The organism is Chlorogloeopsis fritschii PCC 6912, assembly GCF_000317285.1.
Classification (GTDB): Bacteria; Cyanobacteriota; Cyanobacteriia; order Cyanobacteriales; family Nostocaceae; genus Chlorogloeopsis; species Chlorogloeopsis fritschii.
Genome location: NZ_AJLN01000061.1, coordinates 62,830 through 81,759, shown reverse-complemented (window position 1 = coordinate 81,759; position 18,930 = coordinate 62,830). Strand labels below are relative to the sequence as shown.

At 41.3% G+C, this 18,930-nt stretch carries 15 protein-coding genes and 1 pseudogene; 6 read left to right on the top strand and 10 right to left on the bottom strand.

Features of this window, described 5'->3' with window-relative positions:
• Window positions 1-192: 192 nt before the first annotated feature.
• Together UYC_RS0109735 and treS are read right to left on the bottom strand one after the other, a co-directional pair.
• Entirely contained in the window at window positions 193-1,077 is an 885-nt protein-coding gene (locus tag UYC_RS0109735; RefSeq protein WP_016877129.1) for a 2OG-Fe(II) oxygenase family protein, read from the bottom strand.
• Between the two features lie 737 nt (window positions 1,078-1,814).
• Complete coding sequence (gene treS, locus UYC_RS0109730) at window positions 1,815-5,192, bottom strand: maltose alpha-D-glucosyltransferase (protein WP_016877130.1); 3,378 nt, start codon at window positions 5,190-5,192, stop codon at window positions 1,815-1,817.
• A 213-nt stretch (window positions 5,193-5,405) separates the two neighbouring features.
• Here treS and malQ point away from each other — a divergent pair, with 213 nt between their 5' ends.
• The 4 genes from malQ to UYC_RS39880 all read left to right on the top strand — a co-directional run bounded on the left by malQ (window position 5,406) and on the right by UYC_RS39880 (window position 8,206).
• Window positions 5,406-6,923: a 4-alpha-glucanotransferase gene (gene malQ, locus UYC_RS0109725; RefSeq protein WP_016877131.1), complete on the top strand. Its 1,518-nt coding sequence runs from the start codon at window positions 5,406-5,408 to the stop codon at window positions 6,921-6,923.
• 447 nt (window positions 6,924-7,370) lie between these two features.
• Window positions 7,371-7,658: a DUF1830 domain-containing protein gene (locus tag UYC_RS0109720; protein ID WP_235083026.1), complete on the top strand. Its 288-nt coding sequence runs from the start codon at window positions 7,371-7,373 to the stop codon at window positions 7,656-7,658.
• Complete coding sequence (locus UYC_RS0109715) at window positions 7,659-7,907, top strand: hypothetical protein (protein WP_016877133.1); 249 nt, start codon at window positions 7,659-7,661, stop codon at window positions 7,905-7,907.
• Window positions 7,908-8,077: 170 nt separating this feature from the next.
• Complete coding sequence (locus tag UYC_RS39880; protein WP_268743981.1) at window positions 8,078-8,206, top strand: hypothetical protein; 129 nt, start codon at window positions 8,078-8,080, stop codon at window positions 8,204-8,206.
• Window positions 8,207-8,263: 57 nt separating this feature from the next.
• Here UYC_RS39880 and UYC_RS0109710 read toward each other — a convergent pair.
• From UYC_RS0109710 to UYC_RS0109695, 5 genes and pseudogenes are all read right to left on the bottom strand, one after another.
• Window positions 8,264-8,635: pseudogene (locus UYC_RS0109710) on the bottom strand (GlgC family sugar phosphate nucleotidyltransferase); the annotation flags it as partial.
• Window positions 8,636-8,670: 35 nt separating this feature from the next.
• The gene (locus tag UYC_RS38855) at window positions 8,671-8,835 is read right to left on the bottom strand and encodes a hypothetical protein (protein WP_170221180.1); all 165 of its coding nucleotides are present in this window, start codon (window positions 8,833-8,835) and stop codon (window positions 8,671-8,673) included.
• Between the two features lie 272 nt (window positions 8,836-9,107).
• Window positions 9,108-10,805 carry a hybrid sensor histidine kinase/response regulator gene (locus UYC_RS0109705; protein WP_235181617.1) on the bottom strand — a complete coding sequence of 566 codons (1,698 nt, stop codon included), beginning with the start codon at window positions 10,803-10,805 and terminating at the stop codon, window positions 9,108-9,110.
• A 188-nt stretch (window positions 10,806-10,993) separates the two neighbouring features.
• Entirely contained in the window at window positions 10,994-11,452 is a 459-nt protein-coding gene (locus tag UYC_RS0109700; RefSeq protein WP_016877136.1) for a response regulator, read from the bottom strand.
• 71 nt (window positions 11,453-11,523) lie between these two features.
• Window positions 11,524-13,788: an ATP-binding protein gene (locus UYC_RS0109695; RefSeq protein WP_016877137.1), complete on the bottom strand. Its 2,265-nt coding sequence runs from the start codon at window positions 13,786-13,788 to the stop codon at window positions 11,524-11,526.
• A 306-nt stretch (window positions 13,789-14,094) separates the two neighbouring features.
• Between UYC_RS0109695 and UYC_RS0109690 the strand changes: the two genes are divergently transcribed.
• Together UYC_RS0109690 and UYC_RS0109685 are read left to right on the top strand one after the other, a co-directional pair.
• The gene (locus UYC_RS0109690) at window positions 14,095-14,331 is read left to right on the top strand and encodes a hypothetical protein (RefSeq protein ID WP_235083027.1); all 237 of its coding nucleotides are present in this window, start codon (window positions 14,095-14,097) and stop codon (window positions 14,329-14,331) included.
• A gap of 91 nt (window positions 14,332-14,422) precedes the next feature.
• Window positions 14,423-15,061 (top strand): sensor histidine kinase, encoded by a 639-nt coding sequence (locus UYC_RS0109685; protein WP_016877139.1) that lies wholly within the window; start codon window positions 14,423-14,425, stop codon window positions 15,059-15,061.
• Window positions 15,062-15,172: 111 nt separating this feature from the next.
• Here the strand turns inward: UYC_RS0109685 and UYC_RS0109680 are convergent, their stop codons facing one another.
• From UYC_RS0109680 to UYC_RS0109670, 3 genes are all read right to left on the bottom strand, one after another.
• The gene (locus tag UYC_RS0109680; protein WP_016877140.1) at window positions 15,173-16,495 is read right to left on the bottom strand and encodes a CO2 hydration protein; all 1,323 of its coding nucleotides are present in this window, start codon (window positions 16,493-16,495) and stop codon (window positions 15,173-15,175) included.
• Between the two features lie 176 nt (window positions 16,496-16,671).
• Complete coding sequence (locus tag UYC_RS0109675) at window positions 16,672-18,171, bottom strand: NADH-quinone oxidoreductase subunit M (protein ID WP_016877141.1); 1,500 nt, start codon at window positions 18,169-18,171, stop codon at window positions 16,672-16,674.
• A 49-nt stretch (window positions 18,172-18,220) separates the two neighbouring features.
• Window positions 18,221-18,919: a carbonic anhydrase gene (locus UYC_RS0109670; RefSeq protein WP_016877142.1), complete on the bottom strand. Its 699-nt coding sequence runs from the start codon at window positions 18,917-18,919 to the stop codon at window positions 18,221-18,223.
• Window positions 18,920-18,930: the final 11 nt, after the last annotated feature.

Genomic DNA, 18,930 nt, shown 5'->3' with positions numbered 1-18,930 from the left:
TTTTACTAAGAAAAAGTCTCCAGTCGATTCGTAGTCTAGAGACTTTATCAGGATGTTAATGTTGTTCTATTTGAGAAAATACTATTTTTGGATTTTTCTTGTCTTGGTCTACAAGTAGTAATATATTGTAAAGAATTTAAGCGATCGGGTATACAAAGTAGGTCATTCACAGGCAAAAGTCATTAATCTATACTAATCGCTTAATCCTAAAATACACTCTCTTTGACGTCTAGATAGTCTACTTGAAATTCTTCGCAACTCATCCATAGGCAATGCAGATTTACTAAACATTGTTATGGGTTGTCTAGAAGTGTAGGCAAAAGTCATTGAAAATCGGTCTGCTTCTACAGGTGGCTTGGCACGATGAAAAACATTGCAGGTATCACTAAAAATTATTGTGCCACAATCTCCTAGACAAGGTTTCCAATCGGATCTAGGTACAAAATCTTCGATGATTTGATCCGGGATGAAACCGCCACTATATTTAATATTTTGACGTAATGCTGAAGTTAAAGTTTTACTAATGTACTCAAACGGGCCACCCTTGATACTTACATCATTTAGGTAAACTATGATTTTGACCATGCGATAGTCTTCTACATCTAGGTGCCATTGCCTTACATCTACTAGTTTTTCATTAGCAATCTCTCTACGAAAATCTACTCCATGATATAGGACTGGAAGCCCAATGTAATTTTCAACAATATTAATAATTCGTTCTTCGAGTCCCCAAAGAAAAATTTCTGGATACTTCATCAATATAGATGAAGGCAGAGTAAAAGAACATTGATTATTGGTGGAAAACGTTAAGAATTCTGGTAAGAGCTTGTTGGCACTCACAATTAGTGAAGATGTAGAGCATATTCCTAAGTTTTGTAAAGAACTAACAAACACTCCTTCATGATGCAAAGATTTAATCAAATTTTCATCTTCTGGATAAATTTTTGGTAGATAACCAAGGTATTTGTTGAGTTCTTGCTCATAGGCACGCTCAAATGCAAGTTTTAGGACAGGTAATTGTAAAAAATTTCTCTTAATTTTATAAGGTATACGTTTTAGTTTTTCTAGATTTGCCATAGACTTCGAGCTTGGTAGTACGTGTGTTGTAGTTTTCTGCATTTTGCCGTTAAGCAATAAGACTGATGGTTTTTTTTACTTATGAGACGATCAGTCTTAGTGATTACATTACAAGATATGATGTTATTTGTAAAAAGCTCTAATAAAAGCAAGCTAAAAGGCTGTTAGAAGGCTGTTTTTATCTAAAATTTAAGCTAAATTCACGAAATCAACATGATTTTATAGTTCATGTGATGATACTCTCAAGAAAGTGCTTAAATAGCAAATGTATTTTTTTACATTAGGTTTTATTATCCAAGTCAACTTTAGAACTTTGAAATATATTTGCTAGCAAGATTGGATAAATAGCGATCGCACAAATTTAGTACGAACATACGCAGTCTGAGTAAGAAAAAAATTACATTACTTTTTGTTTTCTTTAGGGGTAAAAAGCTTATTGTTACGCTGTTCTGATCTAGCGATAGAAGCCAGAAGCCAGAAGTCAGAGGTTATAGCATTTCACTTAATTGCGATACACATGAATTTTGCCCAGACGTGATATATCGCGTCTGGGCATAGTCTGTATTTGTATTAGATTTTTTGTGAAACAGTATCAAATAGGCAAAAAATTATGACTTTGAGACTAAAATTTTGTACCTCACCAAGTTGAAATCGGCTTTACCTTGCAAGAATAGCAAAGTGCTACGAAAAACTCCCGCTATAGCGTCAGCATAGCGGGAGTAATTGAAAAGAAACTCTTACTTAGTGTGTTGTAGTAGTTCTAAAATCCGCTGGAGAGGGATTTCTACCAAGGTTAAACGATTTTTGAGTTCGTAGTCTAACTCAAGAATCGCTTTTTCTAGTAAGAAGGCATCTAGCAGGACTTGCAATTCTGATGGATGCTTTGGTAAAAAGGCAGCATGATCGGAAGTTGTGAAGTAGGACTTTAAAAAGGCTGCACTAGACCAACAGAAGAAAAACTGCTCCCAATGCTCCATTGTTGGTAAATCATCAGGACGAAGTATACCGCTTTCTTTTTCATTGCGCAGGGCAACGCGGCTGGCATAGTAAAAAGATTCTAACATCGAGGCAACATCACGCAAGGGCGATCGCTTGATCCGGCGTTCGCTCAAGGGGCGTTTTGGATCGCCTTCAAAGTCAATGATGATAAAATCTTTGCCTGTGAACAGCACTTCTTCTAGGGAATAGTTGCCGTGACAGCGAATCCGCATGGCAGTGATTTTTTGATTCAAAATCTGCTGAAAGCGCCCTAACAATAACTCTCGCTGATTTAGTACCATTTTTGCGAGAGGTTGGACATCAGCAGATAATTGCCCCAAAAGTTTGTTCAACAACAACAATGTCTGCCCTGCCTGATTGCGCATATATTGATAAATTGAGCGCTGGTAAAAAGAGGAAAAAGGCTCAGGTGCAAAGTGACTATCATCAATGTCAGATGCCAGCGCCATATGCATTTCGGCAGTACGTTGTCCCAACAATTCAGCGGTTCGCAGATAGTTCCCCATGAATTCTTGCGCCATTTCCGGAATTGGAACATCTAGTGCGGCTTGTAGCAAAGAAGGAGGAAGCTCAATATCATTTATATCTACGTGTTTTGGCAGCACTTGCTCAAAAAAGTCGCGCAAGTTGTCTAAAGTATACGACCAAGCATCGCTACTTTCGGGGATGTATGTTCGTAATATCGCCAATGTAATGGGTTCAACCCCTTTGCGGCGGTACTCTAAAGCTCCAACAACGGGGGCAAGATTTTCTAGTTGGGGTATGCCTTTTTTGGCTGAGGTTTTGGTGAGAAAACGACCAAGCTCTAAGTCAGGATTTATACCCGTCTCAACTTTTCGGAAAAGTTTGCAGAAGAGGCGATCGCCATAAATAATGCCTGTGTTGGTGTGTTCTCCCTTCAATAAATGTGGTTCTAAGTGAACTTCGCTTTCACTGTCGGTAACGTTACTCAGAATTTCTGGAAAATCTTCTGTTTTGGTTGCTACCAATTCGCCCACCATTCCTTTGTAAATTCGGTTGTGGGCGATCGCATCCAAGGGGATATTCAGAAAATCTTTGTCTGCGAGAGCCGCAAATAGTACTCCTGTTTCATCTTTTCCCTGGACGTAAATTTGAGCTACTACCTGTTCGGTATTAGTGCGAAAGCGATCGCCACCAATACCATCTGCTTCATAAGCCAAAGTCAGGACATATGTTTGGGGATCGCCTTCTGTAAAGTCCAATTGTACCAAGATAATATAAGCCTCAGTACCTTGAGAGGAGACAGGAATTGCCTCTTTAATATGGGCAGATTGAATTACTCGTGTTTTACTGTCAAACCAAGTACAACTACATAAAAAATCTGGTAGTGTTGCTTCTAGTGCTGTTCTTGCTTCGCCTTTAACAAAAACATTCTGCCACCTGCCACTCACTACTAGTTTTGGGATTTGGTTGGGATTTCTAATCGCACAGGTAATGGTACTCGGCTGCAATTGCAAGGTAAACCAATAGAATGAGTGTGGCCCCAAACAAAGGAAGTAAGGAGACTCGCCAATAGCAGGGAAAGCTGTTCGACCGAAAATTTCTACGGGAACCAAACCATTAAAAGCAGCAAGATCCAGTTCTACAGTCTGGACAAAGCGTGACAAGTTCGCTATTACTAAAATATGTTCGCCGTCATAGGTGCGGGTAAAAGCAAGTACTTTGCGGTTTTCGGGATACAGGAACTCAAACGTACCGCGCCCAAAGGCTTGATAACGTCCTCTAATCGCAATCAGTCGTTTCATCCACCACCAAAGAGAATTTGGGTTTTCTCTTTGTGCTTCCACATTAATCGCCTCGAAGTGGTATTCCGGATCTAGAATGATGGGTAAAAACAGCTTTTGAGGATTGGCACTGCTAAAACCTCCATTTCTGTCAGGACTCCACTGCATTGGAGTACGCACACCATTGCGATCGCCTAAGTAAATATTGTCCCCCATGCCAATTTCATCACCGTAGTAAAGCACGGGTGTTCCTGGCAAGGACATCAATAAAGCATTCATCAACTCGATTCGGCGACGGCTATTACCCATCAAAGGCGCAAGACGGCGACGAATACCCAAATTGATCCGGGCTTGTGGGTCTTGGGCGTAGACTTTATACATATAGTCCCGGTCTTCATCACTGACCATTTCTAGAGTCAGTTCATCGTGGTTGCGTAAAAATAATGCCCACTGACAATTATCAGGAATACGCGGTGTCTGCTGTAGAATATCAATAATGGGGAAACTGTCCTCCATGTGTACTGCCATGTACAAACGTGGCATCAAGGGAAAGTGAAAATCCATGTGGCATTCGTCCCCTTCCCCGTAATACTCCACAGCATCTTCAGGCCATTGGTTTGCTTCCGCCAACAGCATCCGGTTCGGAAACTTTTCATCTACGTGCTGCCGCAGTTTCTTTAAAAACGCGTGGGTTTCTGGTAAATTTTCACAGTTAGTGCCCTCACGTTCATAAAGATATGGCACTGCATCTAAGCGCAGTCCATCCACACCCATCTCCAACCAAAAATCCACCACATCAAATAAGGCTTTCTGTAGTTCCGGATTCTCAAAGTTCAAATCTGGTTGGTGAGAATAGAAGCGGTGCCAGTAATATGCTTTAGCAACGGGATCCCATGACCAATTGGAGGTTTCAAAATCTTTGAAGATAATGCGCGCTTCTTGATATTTCTCAGGCGTATCGCTCCAAACGTAAAAATCTCTTTCTTTACTCCCCGCAGGTGCGCGACGGGCGCGTTGAAACCAAGGGTGCTGATCGGAGGTATGGTTGATGATCAACTCAATAATGACACGAATGCCCCGCTCATGGGCTGCACTTAAAAAAGCCTCAAAGTCTTCCAGATTACCATAGATGGGGTTGACACTGGTGTAGTCAGCAATGTCATAGCCATCATCGCGCAGTGGCGAAGGGAAAAAAGGCAACACCCAAATTGCCGTTACTCCCAAATCTTGTAGATAATCTAATTTCTCTGTTAAGCCACGAAAGTCACCTATGCCATCACCATCACTATCAGCAAAAGCACGTACAGGCACTTCGTAAATGACTGCATCTTTAAACCAAAGTGGATCGTCTTTTAATAATGGATGTTGCATAGTCTATGCTGCTTATTTCCCTCAGTTATTGTAATCATCAGACTTGCTTACTGTTGTTTAAAATTTTTTGAGCAAAAAATTTTTGTCCGATGTGCTTATATGGTTTCAGCACATAATAACTAGAAGTAGTCCTCCAAACCTTCTCTCTTAAGAGGGGCTAGAATAGCGCCGATATTTTGCAAACATAAAGAAAATGCTTTTCAGTAATGTCTCATGAGTTTTTCCAGAGCAAGTGGAATTTTGTTACACCCTACTTCTTTACCAAGTCAATTTGGAATTGGGGATTTAGGTAAATCGGCTTATGAATTTGTAGATTTTTTGGAGCGGAGTGGGCAAAAACTCTGGCAGATACTGCCTTTGGGGCCTACAGGCTACGAACACTCGCCCTATATCATGAATTTTAGTACTTTTGCTGGTAATCCTCTGTTAATTAGCCTAGAGGAGTTGGTTCAAGAAGGTTTACTATCTCAGGAGGGATTGACATCTTTACCAGAAAGTGCTTCTCAAAATCCTCAGCGAGTGAATTTTGATGCGGTAATTCCTTACAAAATGAAAATTCTCCGCCTCGCTTTTGAACGTTTTCAGCAAACTTCAAACCAACAACCAAATCCAGAGTTTGAGCAGTTTTGCCAGGAGATGTCGGCTTGGCTTGATGATTACGTGCTGTTTATGGCACTACTGGAAGCTCATGGTGGTAAAGCTTGGAGTGAATGGGAAAGTGCTCTTGCCCGCCGTGAACCCAGTGCTTTGCAAGCTGCAACTGAGAAATTTCAAGAAGAGATTTTCTACCATAAGTTCCTACAATTTATATTCTTCCAGCAGTGGTCAAAACTGCGCACTTACGCCAACGACAAAAATATCCAAATAGTTGGTGATATCTCTATTTATGTCTGCCATAACAGTGCAGATGTATGGGCAACTCCGGACATTTTTCAACTCGATCCACAGACTTTAGCACCTGCTTACATTGCCGGGGTTCCGCCAGACTACTTCAGTGCCACCGGGCAGTTGTGGGGAAATCCGGTTTACGATTGGGATAAGTTGCAGCAAACCAACTTTGCTTGGTGGATTGAGCGGTTTCGGGCTACATTGCAATATGTAGATATCGTGAGAATTGACCATTTCCGAGGTTTTGAAGCTTACTGGCGAGTACCTGCGGGGGAAGAAACAGCCATTAATGGCGAGTGGATTAAAGCACCAGGAGTGGAATTTTTTGAAACTCTCGGTGAGACTTTGGGTAGCTTACCTGTAATGGCAGAAGATTTGGGAATTATTACACCAGAAGTCGAAGAATTACGCGATCGCTTTGACTTTCCAGGTATGCGGATTTTACAATTTGCTTTTAGCGGTGATTCTGAAAATCCTTACCTGCCACACCATTACGTCAAAAATTGTGTAGTTTACCCAGGCACTCACGACAACGATACTGCGATCGGTTGGTGGCAGCAGGCAACACCACAAGAAAAGCAGATGGTTGCAAAATACTTGGGTTATGCTTCCCCAGAGGAAATTCAAGAAATTAATTGGCTATTCATCCGCACGGCTTTAGCTTCGGTTGCAGATTTGGCAATTATTCCACTCCAAGATATTTTGGGCTTGGATGGCAGTGGCAGGATGAACGATCCGAGTGTGAATGCAGGTAACTGGCGTTGGCGTTACAACAGTTCTCAACAGTTAACTCCAGAATTAAGTCAGCGATTGTTGGAGATGACACAGCTTTACAGTCGTTGAGTTTTGCTTGTTTCAGGGAACACCAGAAAATAGATTATTCTATCTTGTGGGATAGGCCGAACAGCCCGTCCCTATTTTTCAGCTCATACTCATACCATTTCACGTTAATTACGATACACATTAATTTTGCCCAGACGCAATATATTGCGTCTGGGAACAATCTATATTTGTATCAAATTTTTTGTGACATTACAGATATCCACACAAATTGTTTGGCTGAGTGCAACAGCTAAAGCTTCTTGGAGCACTGAGCAAGTTACTAAAGCACAAATCTTAAGAAAATATTAAATATTACGATTTTTTGCTAATTCGATGGAAATCTAAATATTAGCTTAAATTTCTTTATCAAACGGGGTCAGCTAGTTATAAAGACCCTGAATATAAAAATCCTGTGGATTTAGCGTCAGCCTCAATGCAAATGAGATTGGCGCTATTTTTAAAAAAGTTATGAATATGACTCAATTACTCAATCCTCCACCGTCTGCCGATTCTAATCAAATCTTGTGTTATTTTGCCAACAATACCAGCCAGGTTCAAATTGCTCGCATCTCCAATATTCCAGGCTGGTTCTTTGAGCGTGTTGTTTTTCCACGACAACGACTTATGTTTCAAGCACCACCAAATGCTTGTCTAGAAATTTATACAGCAGAGATGGTGAGTTCTCTTTTATGCGATCGCATTAATTGTACGCGTCTGCAAGTGGAAAGCTTGACATCGGTTGGGAGTTTTTGCTAAATGACCTTTATGGAGGCTGTTTCGCAGTTCTTAGCTTATAAATTTCCTTTTTGGGGTGTTTGTCACTTAAGCTTTGTTCCGGAAACAAGAACAATTTATGTCCACTGCCAGACTCCTGGTAGAAGAGCAGCAATACTTAAGGATGCGAAAGCAATAGCGGATTTAGATATCGGTGTTGACAAGTTTATTGTTATTCATCCAGGCTATTCTTACATCATTATTCCCCACATTCCGCCTCGGAGGCATTGAAATTGATGATGTTGGGATAGCTAAACTAGATTAGTACAAGTAAAGTTAAATAGTTAAGGTCGTCATTTGTCAATAGTCATTAGTCATTAAAATTCTGATTCACGTCTGATGTGAATGAAAATGGCAAGCAAAAATCATATTTTAGAAATCGACCACTGTCTTGGAAAGCTTTGAGCCTCGCTCCGCGAGGAGCTACGCTAACGGAGGAAACCTCCGCACCCTACCCTACGGGAACGCCTTACGGCGAACGGGAAGCCGCCTTCGGCGTCTACAAACTTTCCGCAGATGGACACAGATAAGCACAGATAATCTATCTGTGCTTATCTGTGTTTATCGGTGGTCGTTATCATCATAAAAGCTTCTTCTATCTCCTGCTTGTTAATCAGTTTGACGTTACTACCAATGCGTGCATTTTTATCAACGATCGCACGACGAATGATGGTATTCGCTCCAATCCCGATGGGTACGCTCCCCACCTCAACACCGCTTCGCTGATTTGGATGTGTTTGATAGTGATCTGCACCCATAATCAGAGTGTCCTCAATTGTACAGCCTGCCTCAATTCGCGTGCGGATGCCCAAAACAGAGCGGTGAATTTGGCTATCTTTGCTCATGCAACCTTCCCCAATCATAGAATCGGTGATGTGGCAATTTTGCAGTTTGCTTGGGGGTAGCGATCGCCCTCTGGTGTAGATGGGTGCTTTTTCGTCGTAGAAACTGAATGGTGGCTGGATAAATTCGCTGTGAGTTTGTGTCTCAATCTTCAGTAGTTTGAGCGGATAAGAGTACACTCATCAACTTTGAACCATCGTCTCTTACCACGTCGCATCTTTACTAAAACACGACCAGGTTTCCACCAAGTAGAAGGAATAACAATACCGTTACTCCCATTGGGAAGTTGGACGATTGTACCTGGAATGATAGTCATAGAAATTTCTGGAAAAATAAAGATTTCAAAGCGAATTAACAAACTATTCTTGGAAATCCATTGCAATTTCTGTTTCAAGTCACAGGAAATTATGCGGGTATGACTACTCGCAAAAGACTTGATTAGAAGTGCAGATAGCAGAATATTAAGGAAATCTAAAGAATGATAAAAGTGTAGCTAATCCTTATGTTTGTTTTAATAAATTCAATATTTATTTACACAATTAGAGCATAATGCTTGATTTTGGTAACTTTTTCTTAACATAAGGTCAATCAGGTATTACTGTGGCGATCGCCCTTTGGTTGAGTATTCTGAATTTGGGTTGGGCGCTTTGGTAGGGTGATAGTTACCTTTGTCTGTTGCTCTGGGTGGCTTTCTAGTGTCACCTTGCCGCCATGTAACTCGACGCAAGCTTTGACAATCGCTAGCCCTAAGCCTGTTCCAGGGATTTTACTCACGTTACTACCACGACTGAAGGATGCAAATAAGCTTTCTTGCTCCTCAACAGGTATACCAATTCCCTCGTCTTTGACTTCAAAAACGATATACGAATCATTCCCCATCAGGTGAACTTCGATATTTCCACCATCTGGAGAATATTTAATGGCGTTTGACAGTAAATTGACTAAGATTGGGCGCAATAGTTTTTGATCGCCCCAAAAGCCTCTGGTATTCCCTGTGATTTTGAAAGTTAATGTGTGGCGATCGCTAATTTTTTGTCGATGTTCTTCGATAATGTCACAGAAGAATTGCAGCAGTTCAAATGGTAATGGTGTAAAGCTTGCTTTGCCAAATTCAAATTTCTCAATCACCAGCAGGTTGTCTACCAGTTGAGCCATTTGCCTGGCTTTGTCTGCAATCAACTGTAAAAAGTACTGATTTTTAGTCTCATCCAAGTTTTGATGATGTTGTAAGAGCGTTGATGCACCTGCCAGGATAGATGTTAAGAAAGTTCGATATTCACAAGAAACTGTGACGACAAATTGAGATTTAAAGGCGTTGAGTTGCTTTTGATTTTCCAAATCTACAAGAGCTTGAGTAAATCTTTCTGCCTGATAAATAGTACTTGCTAAATGCTCAACTAATTCATTGAGAATGTCTACTTCATCCGGTTGCCACTGCCGCTTGTCTGAACTTTGAGAGGCAACTAACAAGCCCCAAAGTTTAAAAGAAGTTTCCTCAGAGTCAGAGCGATTCACCAAAATTGGAGAGAGTATATACGTTTTTGGGTGAACTTTTTTGTGAGTGCGATCAACCAGTATCGTAGCTTGAGTGTTCTTTTCTGTTTTTGCTTGAAACTCCTCAACAAAAGCCGTAAATTCTCCCATCGGCTCGCGCCCACTGCTTAAGCCAGCTTCACATAGCTTCTTCAGTTCAGATTCTGTGGTTTTGCTTGTTGAGTTGTTATCTAAATTTGAAATGACTTGGTAGATTGTGACGCGATCGCACTCTAGCAGTTGCTTTACTTCTTGGGCAGTCGTCTGTAAGACTTGTTCTAAGTTGAACGATTGACGAATGCGTAGAGCGATCGTTGCAGCTAATTGCTGCTGTTTTTGCATTTTGCTAAATTGGTTTTGCAGATGTGACTTTTTGATTGCATTGCGAACAGTCAGTTGCAGCACATCTGGTTGTAGATGCTGTTTTACCAAATAATCTTGAGCGCCCAGTTTCATTGCTTGGACAGCAACCCGTTCATCACCTTGTCCAGTTAGCATAATTACGGGGAGATGGGCTTCCAAACGTTGCTGCTTTAGTTCATCTAAAAACTCAAGCCCGCTCATATCCGGCAGACAAAAGTCAAGCAAAATCGCATCACAGTGTTTTTTTTGGCAAAGTTCAAGTCCCACCTCTGCGGAGGCTGCTTCCAAAATTTGGTAAGACTGGTGAGGATCGCTTAAAAGGTACTCGCGATAAATTTCTCGATCCTCTGCACAATCATCGGCAATCAAAAGTGTCCAGACATTTGACATGAAGAAAGGAGGAGAAATTTCTTTGATCCAAAAAGTCGCAGACTGCAAAAATTTTTCGATTTTTTCCAATCATATCAAATTTTTTCAGCGCAAACGCAAAATTTCCTGTCCTCACAAGGTTTGAGAAGAGTCGGGAAGGTAGCGCTGTGACAGCGTTCTTGAGAGAGTGGAAAATCCTTAGTGCTTGTTCATTTCGCCAAATTTGAAATTGGTGGAATGTTGGCTTCTAGCCAGTACTCCACAAATGCCTGAACTGTTTTCTCTAGTTCACTGGAGTCTACTGGTTTAATCAGATAGCCATTTGCCCCTTTTTGATAACAAAATTCGATGTCTTTGGGATTTGAGGAAGTTGTAAACACAACGATTGGAATTTCTTTCAAATTCCGATCTTGCTTGAGTTGCTCTAGCACATCACGCCCATCAGTACCTGGTAAATTTAGGTCGAGCAAGATCACAGAGGGGCGTGGTACAGCACCTTGATTGCCATAGTCCCCTTCTTGATAAAGGAAATCTAAAACTTTATCTCCATTTGTACAGCGGTAGATGGGATTTTGAACTTCCATTTGCTGCATCAGTAGCTGCAACACCTCAAAATCTTCATCACTATCCTCAGCGATTAATAAGGGATCGCACTGCTTTCTTGCCATTCCGAATTTTTTAAAGTTCAATATTATTTCATATCATTTTACATTACTTTACATTATTTAATTTATCTTAATTATGTAAGAGTAAAGTAGAAAGTTGAGCCAACGTCTACGGTAGACTCCACCCAAATTTGTCCGCCATGACGTTCAATAATTTTTTTAGTAATTGTCAGCCCTGCCCCTGTACCACCACCGTAGAGGTGTTGCTCGTGCAACCGCTTAAACAAACGGAAGATGATTTCCAGATGTCGCTCTCGAATTCCGATGCCGTTGTCTTTGATGTAGAAAGTAATTGGGAATTGGGAGGATTGTTGGTTAACTTTTTGAGATTTCCCAGTACCCAGTACCCAATCGCCAGTCCCTTCTTTGTCCAAATAACCAATCTCAATCCATTTTTCTGCCTTATTGTTATACTTGAGAGCATTACTGAAAAGGTTAGTGAAAACTTCACCAATAAGGACAGGATCGCACTCAACTGTAGGTAAAGGTCGTGGAATGCGAATCTGGGCTTGAAAATCTGGACGGCTGACGCGTAAATCTTCAAGTGCTTTATTAACTATGAGGTTGAGATCTGTGGATACATAATGTAACTCTGCTTGCCCCAGTCGCGAGAACTTGAGCAAGACATCAATCAAAGACTCCATGCGACGGGTAAGACGAATTAAAGTTTGCAAGCGAGATTTACCCACGTCATCTAACACCGACTCATAACCTCTTAACAACAGCGTCGAGAAATTATGAATGCCTCGCAAGGGTTCCTTGAGATCGTGAGAGGCAGCATAGGCAAAAGAATCTAGCTCCTGATTGCTACGCTCTAACTCCCGGTTGATCTGGGCTAACTCATCTGCTTTTTTGAGGACAATACCGACGATCGCATTCCTGAGATCCAATGCTTGCTCTAGCTCGCAAGTTTTCCAGGGCAGTGATGTGCATCGAACTGTTTGTTGCCACCTTTGAAAAGATTGGCGGGGAGATAACGTTACAGTGCCATCTGCCTCAACAGTGGTAGAAGCATTTGGATTGCCTGCCCAGTTCACCGTTTGCAAAACTTCCGGACGGAACCAGAGAATATAATATCGGCGAACCTTGGAAATTTGCAAAAGCAGCAAGCCACTAGCAACATCTTTAAATGCCAGAGCTTCTGGGTAAAGTTTTGGCAGCAAATTGGTTTGAAATAGGGCATTGCTGACTTGGGCATCAGCCCAATCAATTAAATCGCGAACTTGCTCAACCGTTGGTGTTAATCCAACCAGTGTGATTTCATCTTCTAAACAAACGGCGGCTCCTTGGGCACTTACCAAATCCAGTAGGCGAGGTGCGGGATTAACGAGTGCTTGTTTGAGGTTATCGGCTTGGGAAATTGATTCTACAAATTCTGATTGCAAAGCTCTAAGTTTGACTATATAGTCTAGTTCTTCGCGATCAACTTTGTTGGTTAATTCCGAAACTACGAATTGTGCCAATAACTCACAGGCTTCCCGAATTTCGTAAGGGACAAATTTTGGTGTCTGATGATGGCAGGAAATTAATCCCCACAGGGTTTGATTTTTGACTAGCGCAACAACCATAATGGCTGCGACGCCAATATTTTGATGGTATTCAACACAGCAGGAATCGACGCTCCGCAGCACTGCCAAACTGAGATCGAGTGGTTGCTGAGTTACCTGGTTTTTTTGCGGAACTAGTTCTATAGGTTGCGCACTTAAATTAGGAATAAATCTTGACATCCCGCGTTTGTAAGATTCCCTAACTGGCTTTGGGATATCTGTGGCAGGATAGTGTAGCTCTAAATAAGATGGTAAATTGTCCCGCTTTGTCTCTGCTATTACTTTCCCTGCTCCTTGAGAGTCAAATTGATACACCATGACACGGTCAAATCCAGTTAAATTCTGCACCTGTTGAGTCACTAACTGCAAAAATTCGCTACTGCCGGATACTTGTTGCAGTTGAGCGATCGCCCCTTTGACGAGAGCAGAACAACTAAAGAAATTTTCTTGTGTCTGGGAAATAATCGGCTCCAATTCTAGGACAATAACATCTGTTGTTCGATGCAGCAGACCGTTAAATAAGCGATCGCCCCCCGGATTGCGAATTAATATTTTCATCGGATTGATACCCATAAAATCTTTCGACAAGCACTTGCTAATCGCTTGAATTTGTGTAGTGTCTAGCAAAGTATCAAGGGGCTGGTTGAGCAAATTTTGATGAGGAATTCCCAAATGAGCTTGAGTATTAGCACTCACTTGCAGAATTTTTAGCTCAGGATAGGAGAGCACCAGAAGAATGCCGTGAGGCTGAATAGAACCAGAAAAATAAATTAATTCGCGATCGTGACTCATCGAACTCCCTGGTTGGCAGTAGTAATTTTAAATTCGCTAATGGCTTAACATATCGAAACATTTTGAAAGGCAGTAAATGCAGCATTTGTAGGAGTAGAACTGGCACCAGAGAAGCTCAACCACTAGCGATTTGCTGCTCTCGTTGGTGCTGTGAGCGCTCGAAAAATATTTCGATTAGTTAAAATCTCAGCAACAAACTAAAGAAAATATTAAATTCTTTTAAAGAGGAACAAGATTCGGAGGATGCTAATTAACAAAATCTAAAGAAAATATTAAAATCTTCCATAAAAATACAAGGATAAAACAATGCATATCAACTCTTCAATGCTGCGTTTAACTTGGTCTGTAATAGAAAATACACCAAGTAACGATCTGCTTGCCCTTACGGATACTGGGTTAATCAAGGTGATCTTGCAACAAATTACCAACAAGATTCTATTGAATGGAGAAGAAGTCTGTGCATTGTATGGTTACATAGCCTCTAGAACGGCGCTGATTCGGGATATTGCTGAATCTCGTGTCTTAGCAACAAGTTCTATGTGAGGGGGCGATTCTCCTACGGAGACGCTGCGCGAACAAGAACCAGCCCTCCTGACAAACACCTTTATAGCCAGCAAAAAGGCAGGAATTTTGGATGAGTGCCGATCCCTTTCAACAAACTAGTAATTGTTACTCGAACACAGTCGTCTGTTGGCATCAGAGTGAATTGGAATCACCGTTATTAGACAGCGTTGAGAATACGCAAGCCCATCTCGATGCTGAGATGACGCCCTCGATAACGGATACAATTGATTTACAAAATTGGCTTCCCTCTGTTGTCAAGTTGTTTAAAGAACGTATTTGCAGGCAGCAAAAACAACTATACATAGTAACAACTGCCGATTTGCCATTATTAAAAACGAATATCTCTGACTTAGAACAGATTTTAGTTGCGTTATTAAGCAATGCTTGCCAATACACACCTGCTGGTAAAGCGATCGTTGTCTGTGCATATGCCACAGCCAACACTACACAACTGAGTGTGAGCAACTCTGGTGTTGAAATTACAGCCAATAAACAGACTCAAATTTTCAATCCTTGGCAAAGAGGTGGAACTGGATTAGGATTGGCGATCGCACAAAAATTAGTGCAACGGTTAGGAGCCTCCATTCGAGTAGAGAGTGTGAATAATCAAACCACTTTCACCGTACAGTTCCCACACAAGATGACAGCAAAAAAAGGCGCTAATTCCGGAAATAGCGATGACGAGCGTATTCGTTTTCTTATGTGTTAATTCGTTAAATCTCCAGCCCAGGTGGCTGGAGATTTGACAACTAGTGTGAGCAGGGGGCAGGGGAGAATGATGTATAGCTTTTATTTAGAGACTTGGTATTAGGGGAATCTACTAACGATAATCTTGTCGCTGAATTTGACGCAAACGAGCAGCATCCCGCATACCATATTCAGGACGACAAAAACGATTTAATTGCGCTTCAAAGAATTCCCGATTAGCTTGTAAATGCTTGGGGTTTTGATCGTCTAAGGGATATAAAAGTGCTGTTCGCAAAGCTTGAATTACTGCAGAAGTGACATTGTACATCGAACGTTGGAAACTTATTCCCAACTGAATCAACATATCATCTTCACCTCGGCAATGTTTTTTGTAATACTCAACCAAATATGAGGGCAAGAAATGTAACATATCTTGCATTAATAATGTCGGTGGGATACCTGCTGTACCTACTGGAAACACATCAGCATACAGAATTCCATAGTGGAAATCTTCTTGCTTGTCAGGTACTTGTCCGACTTGAGCATTGTAAGATTTTGTACCACGGAAAGGAGCAGTACGATAAAAAACAGCTTCGACATAGGGTAATGCTGCTTCGTAAAGCCAGGTGAAGCCCTTAGATTTGGGAATGATTTCGTAGCATTCACCTCGAATATAAACATGATGGTAAATGGGACGCCCGGCGATCGCAAAAATTCCATTCACCAAAAAATTCATGGCATCGGGTACGCCTTTAAACCCGCCCTCGTCGTAAATGTCTGACATTTCAAAGAAAACGGGAGCCATGACTTCCCAGAATAAACCGAGATTGGCATAGTAAGACATTTGGCGGCACTGTTCCAAAAACATATCAGGAAACAGTTTGTAAAGTCCCAACATCACGGGATTGCCTTGAAAGTATGCCTTAATTGCCCTATCGGCATTGGCTTTATACTCTTCGCTATCCAGATACGCATCAAATTGGTTCACTGGCGCATACATATGGCGGTGCCAGAGCATAGCTCGCATACAAGCTTCAGCAAATTCCATATTGATGCGATCGTGAAACAAGTGATGAAATAACTTTGGCATTTTGAAAGTTTCACCTTTTTCCATAAATGCCAAAAGTTCGGGGTGGGCAGTTGCTTCACCACGCCAAATTCGTAAATCGGCATCATCACCAGCATAGTGATTGTGGCGCTCTAAATACTCTTTGGGTAAGAAGTATTTGAAAAAAGGAAGCGGGTTTAAAAATACACGTTCGGCAATATAAAGCAAGTCACGCCAATAAAAATCCATCGGCACTGCATAAGCTTTATAAATGCCGATAATTTGCATCAGGTTTTCTGGGGTATCTGGTAACATCGAACCGCCAGCTTCCAAGCGATGAATTATTTCTGCAAATTCATGCGTAGAAGGCGGTAATTTAGTTATAGGTTTATCTGGAGTTTGTACCATTTCGAGTTCCTTTTATATTAGCCTTAATATTTGTATTTACTTTGCGTTCTTTGTGCTCTTTGTGGTTAGTTTAAAAATTGAACGAACCACAAAGGACACAAAGGACGTAAAGAAAAGAATTTATAGGAGGGATGAAGGATGAAGTATAAAATTTTTCATACTTCATACTTCACACTTTATTTGAGGGCTAATTGGGGAGTCACAGTTTTTTCCAAAGCGGGTATTGTTGCAACAACTGCTGTTGTTGTCGGTTCTATCCAACGCACTAACCACGTCGGTTGTACTCCCAAGAACAAGATTAAGACAGCCAAAATTAAGGCTGGCATTTTTTCATACCATTGAACTTTAGGATAGTAGGCAAGATTGTTGTCAAGTTTGCCGAAACAGGTGCGGTTGAGGAGGATGACGAAATAAACGGCTGTTAAGCCAGATGCTACTACACACAATAATGTGGGGATAGGAAAGACAGAGAAACTGCCTTGGAAAACGATAAATTCAGCAATAAATCCTGTCATCCCCGGAATGCCTGCACTAGCCATTCCGCCTAAAACAAGTAAGCCGCTAATCAGGGGTAAACCACGGATTGGACTCATCAAGCCATTAAGCTTATCTAATTCACGAGTTCCCACCTTGGTTTCTACAACTCCCACCAAATGAAAGAGGATGGCGAGAATAATACCGTGGCTAACCATTTGGGCAACTGCACCTACAAGCGCTAAAGAGGTGCTGGCAGCAGCAGCTAGGAGTATGTAACCCATGTGTCCGATGGAACTGTATGCTACCATGCGCTTGATGTCTTTTTGAGCGATCGCGACAACAGCTCCATAGATAGCACTCACCGCTCCCCAAATTGCCAAAGATGGGGCGAGAATACTCCAAGCTTGAGGAAACAACTCCATGCCAAATCGCAAAATCCCATAGGTTCCTAGTTTTGCCAATACACCACCAAGAAGAATAGCGATCGGAGCAGAAGCTTCGACGTAGGCGTCTGGTAACCAGGTATGCAAGGGAATCAGGGGAATTTTAATCCCAAAACCTATTAATATTCCCAAAAGCAGAGTGATTTGCAGTACCGTTGATAAGGCTTGGGTAGAGAGGGAATCGTAATTGAAGTTGGGGGAGCCAGTCAGCCAGACGATACCTAAGAAAGTAGCCAGGATCAAAGCTCCGGAAACAGCAGTGTAGATGAGGAATTTAATTCCCGCGTAGGCTCGTTTTTGTCCTCCCCAAATCGAAATCAGCAGATAAAAGGGTATTAATTCAAGTTCGTAGAACAGGAAGAACAGTAGTAAATTCTCTGCCAGAAATGCACCCGCAACTCCACCACTCACTAATAAAATTAGGGAATAAAAAAGTCGGGGACGTTCTATTTGCTGACTGCTGCTGTAAATAGCAATCCACGTAAGCAAGCTATTTAGAATCAGCATTAAGATGGAAATTCCATCAACTCCAAGTTGATAACTTAAACCAAGAGTTTCGTTCCAGGGTAGATACTCTTGTAATTGCATCCCTGGATTGTTGATATCAAATTTGAAGAGAATGAAAAGATTCCACAGAAGAACTATCCCAGCCAGAGTTAATGCTCCTAAACGGATGCGATTGGCAGGAATATTGCTAGGTAATAATGCTATAAAAGCAGCAGTAATAATTGGGAGCCAAATCAAAACACTGAGCATAGTTAAGTGAGGATTTTAAAGTGTGTATTACTCTATTTTTTATCTAAAACTAACTAAGCATTGTGACTTTACCAGTATCTAAATCATAATAACCGCCAACAACTACCAGCTTTTTATCTGCAATTAATTGAGAAATTACTGGAGATTTTTTTAATTTTTCTACTTGTGCTAAAACGTTGGCTTTACAACAATTCTCTAACTTATCTCCAGGGAGGTTTTTTGCTTTTTCTATGCCAGGTTTTATAGCTTCCAGTAAACTAGCAATTTGACCTGGTACTTGAGCACCTTTGATTGTGGCATCTACCGCACCACATCTTTCATGCCCCAATACCATAATCACTTTTGAACCTAATACTAAGCTGCCAAATTCTAAACTGCCAATTTCTTCTGGTATTGCAATATTACCGGCTACACGACATACAAATAAATCTCCAAATCCTTGGTCGAAGACAATCTCGGCAGGCACCCGTGAATCTGCACAACCAAGAATAGAAGCAAATGGTTTTTGAGATTTAGCCACTTCTACCAGCCGTGTATAATGATCGGGATTTTTCCGTTTTCTTTTTACAAATCGGTTATTACCCTCTATGAGTTCTTGCAGTGCTTGCTCAGGAGAAATATCCTTTTTTTCGGCAAGTACTTTGGGCGAAGAAACTAACTGAGAGCCTAATCCTGCAGTTACAACACCTGTACCTACTGCTCCTGCTCCTAATTTCAGTAAGTTTCTTCTTGAAACAAATCTGTTCACACTATTCTCCT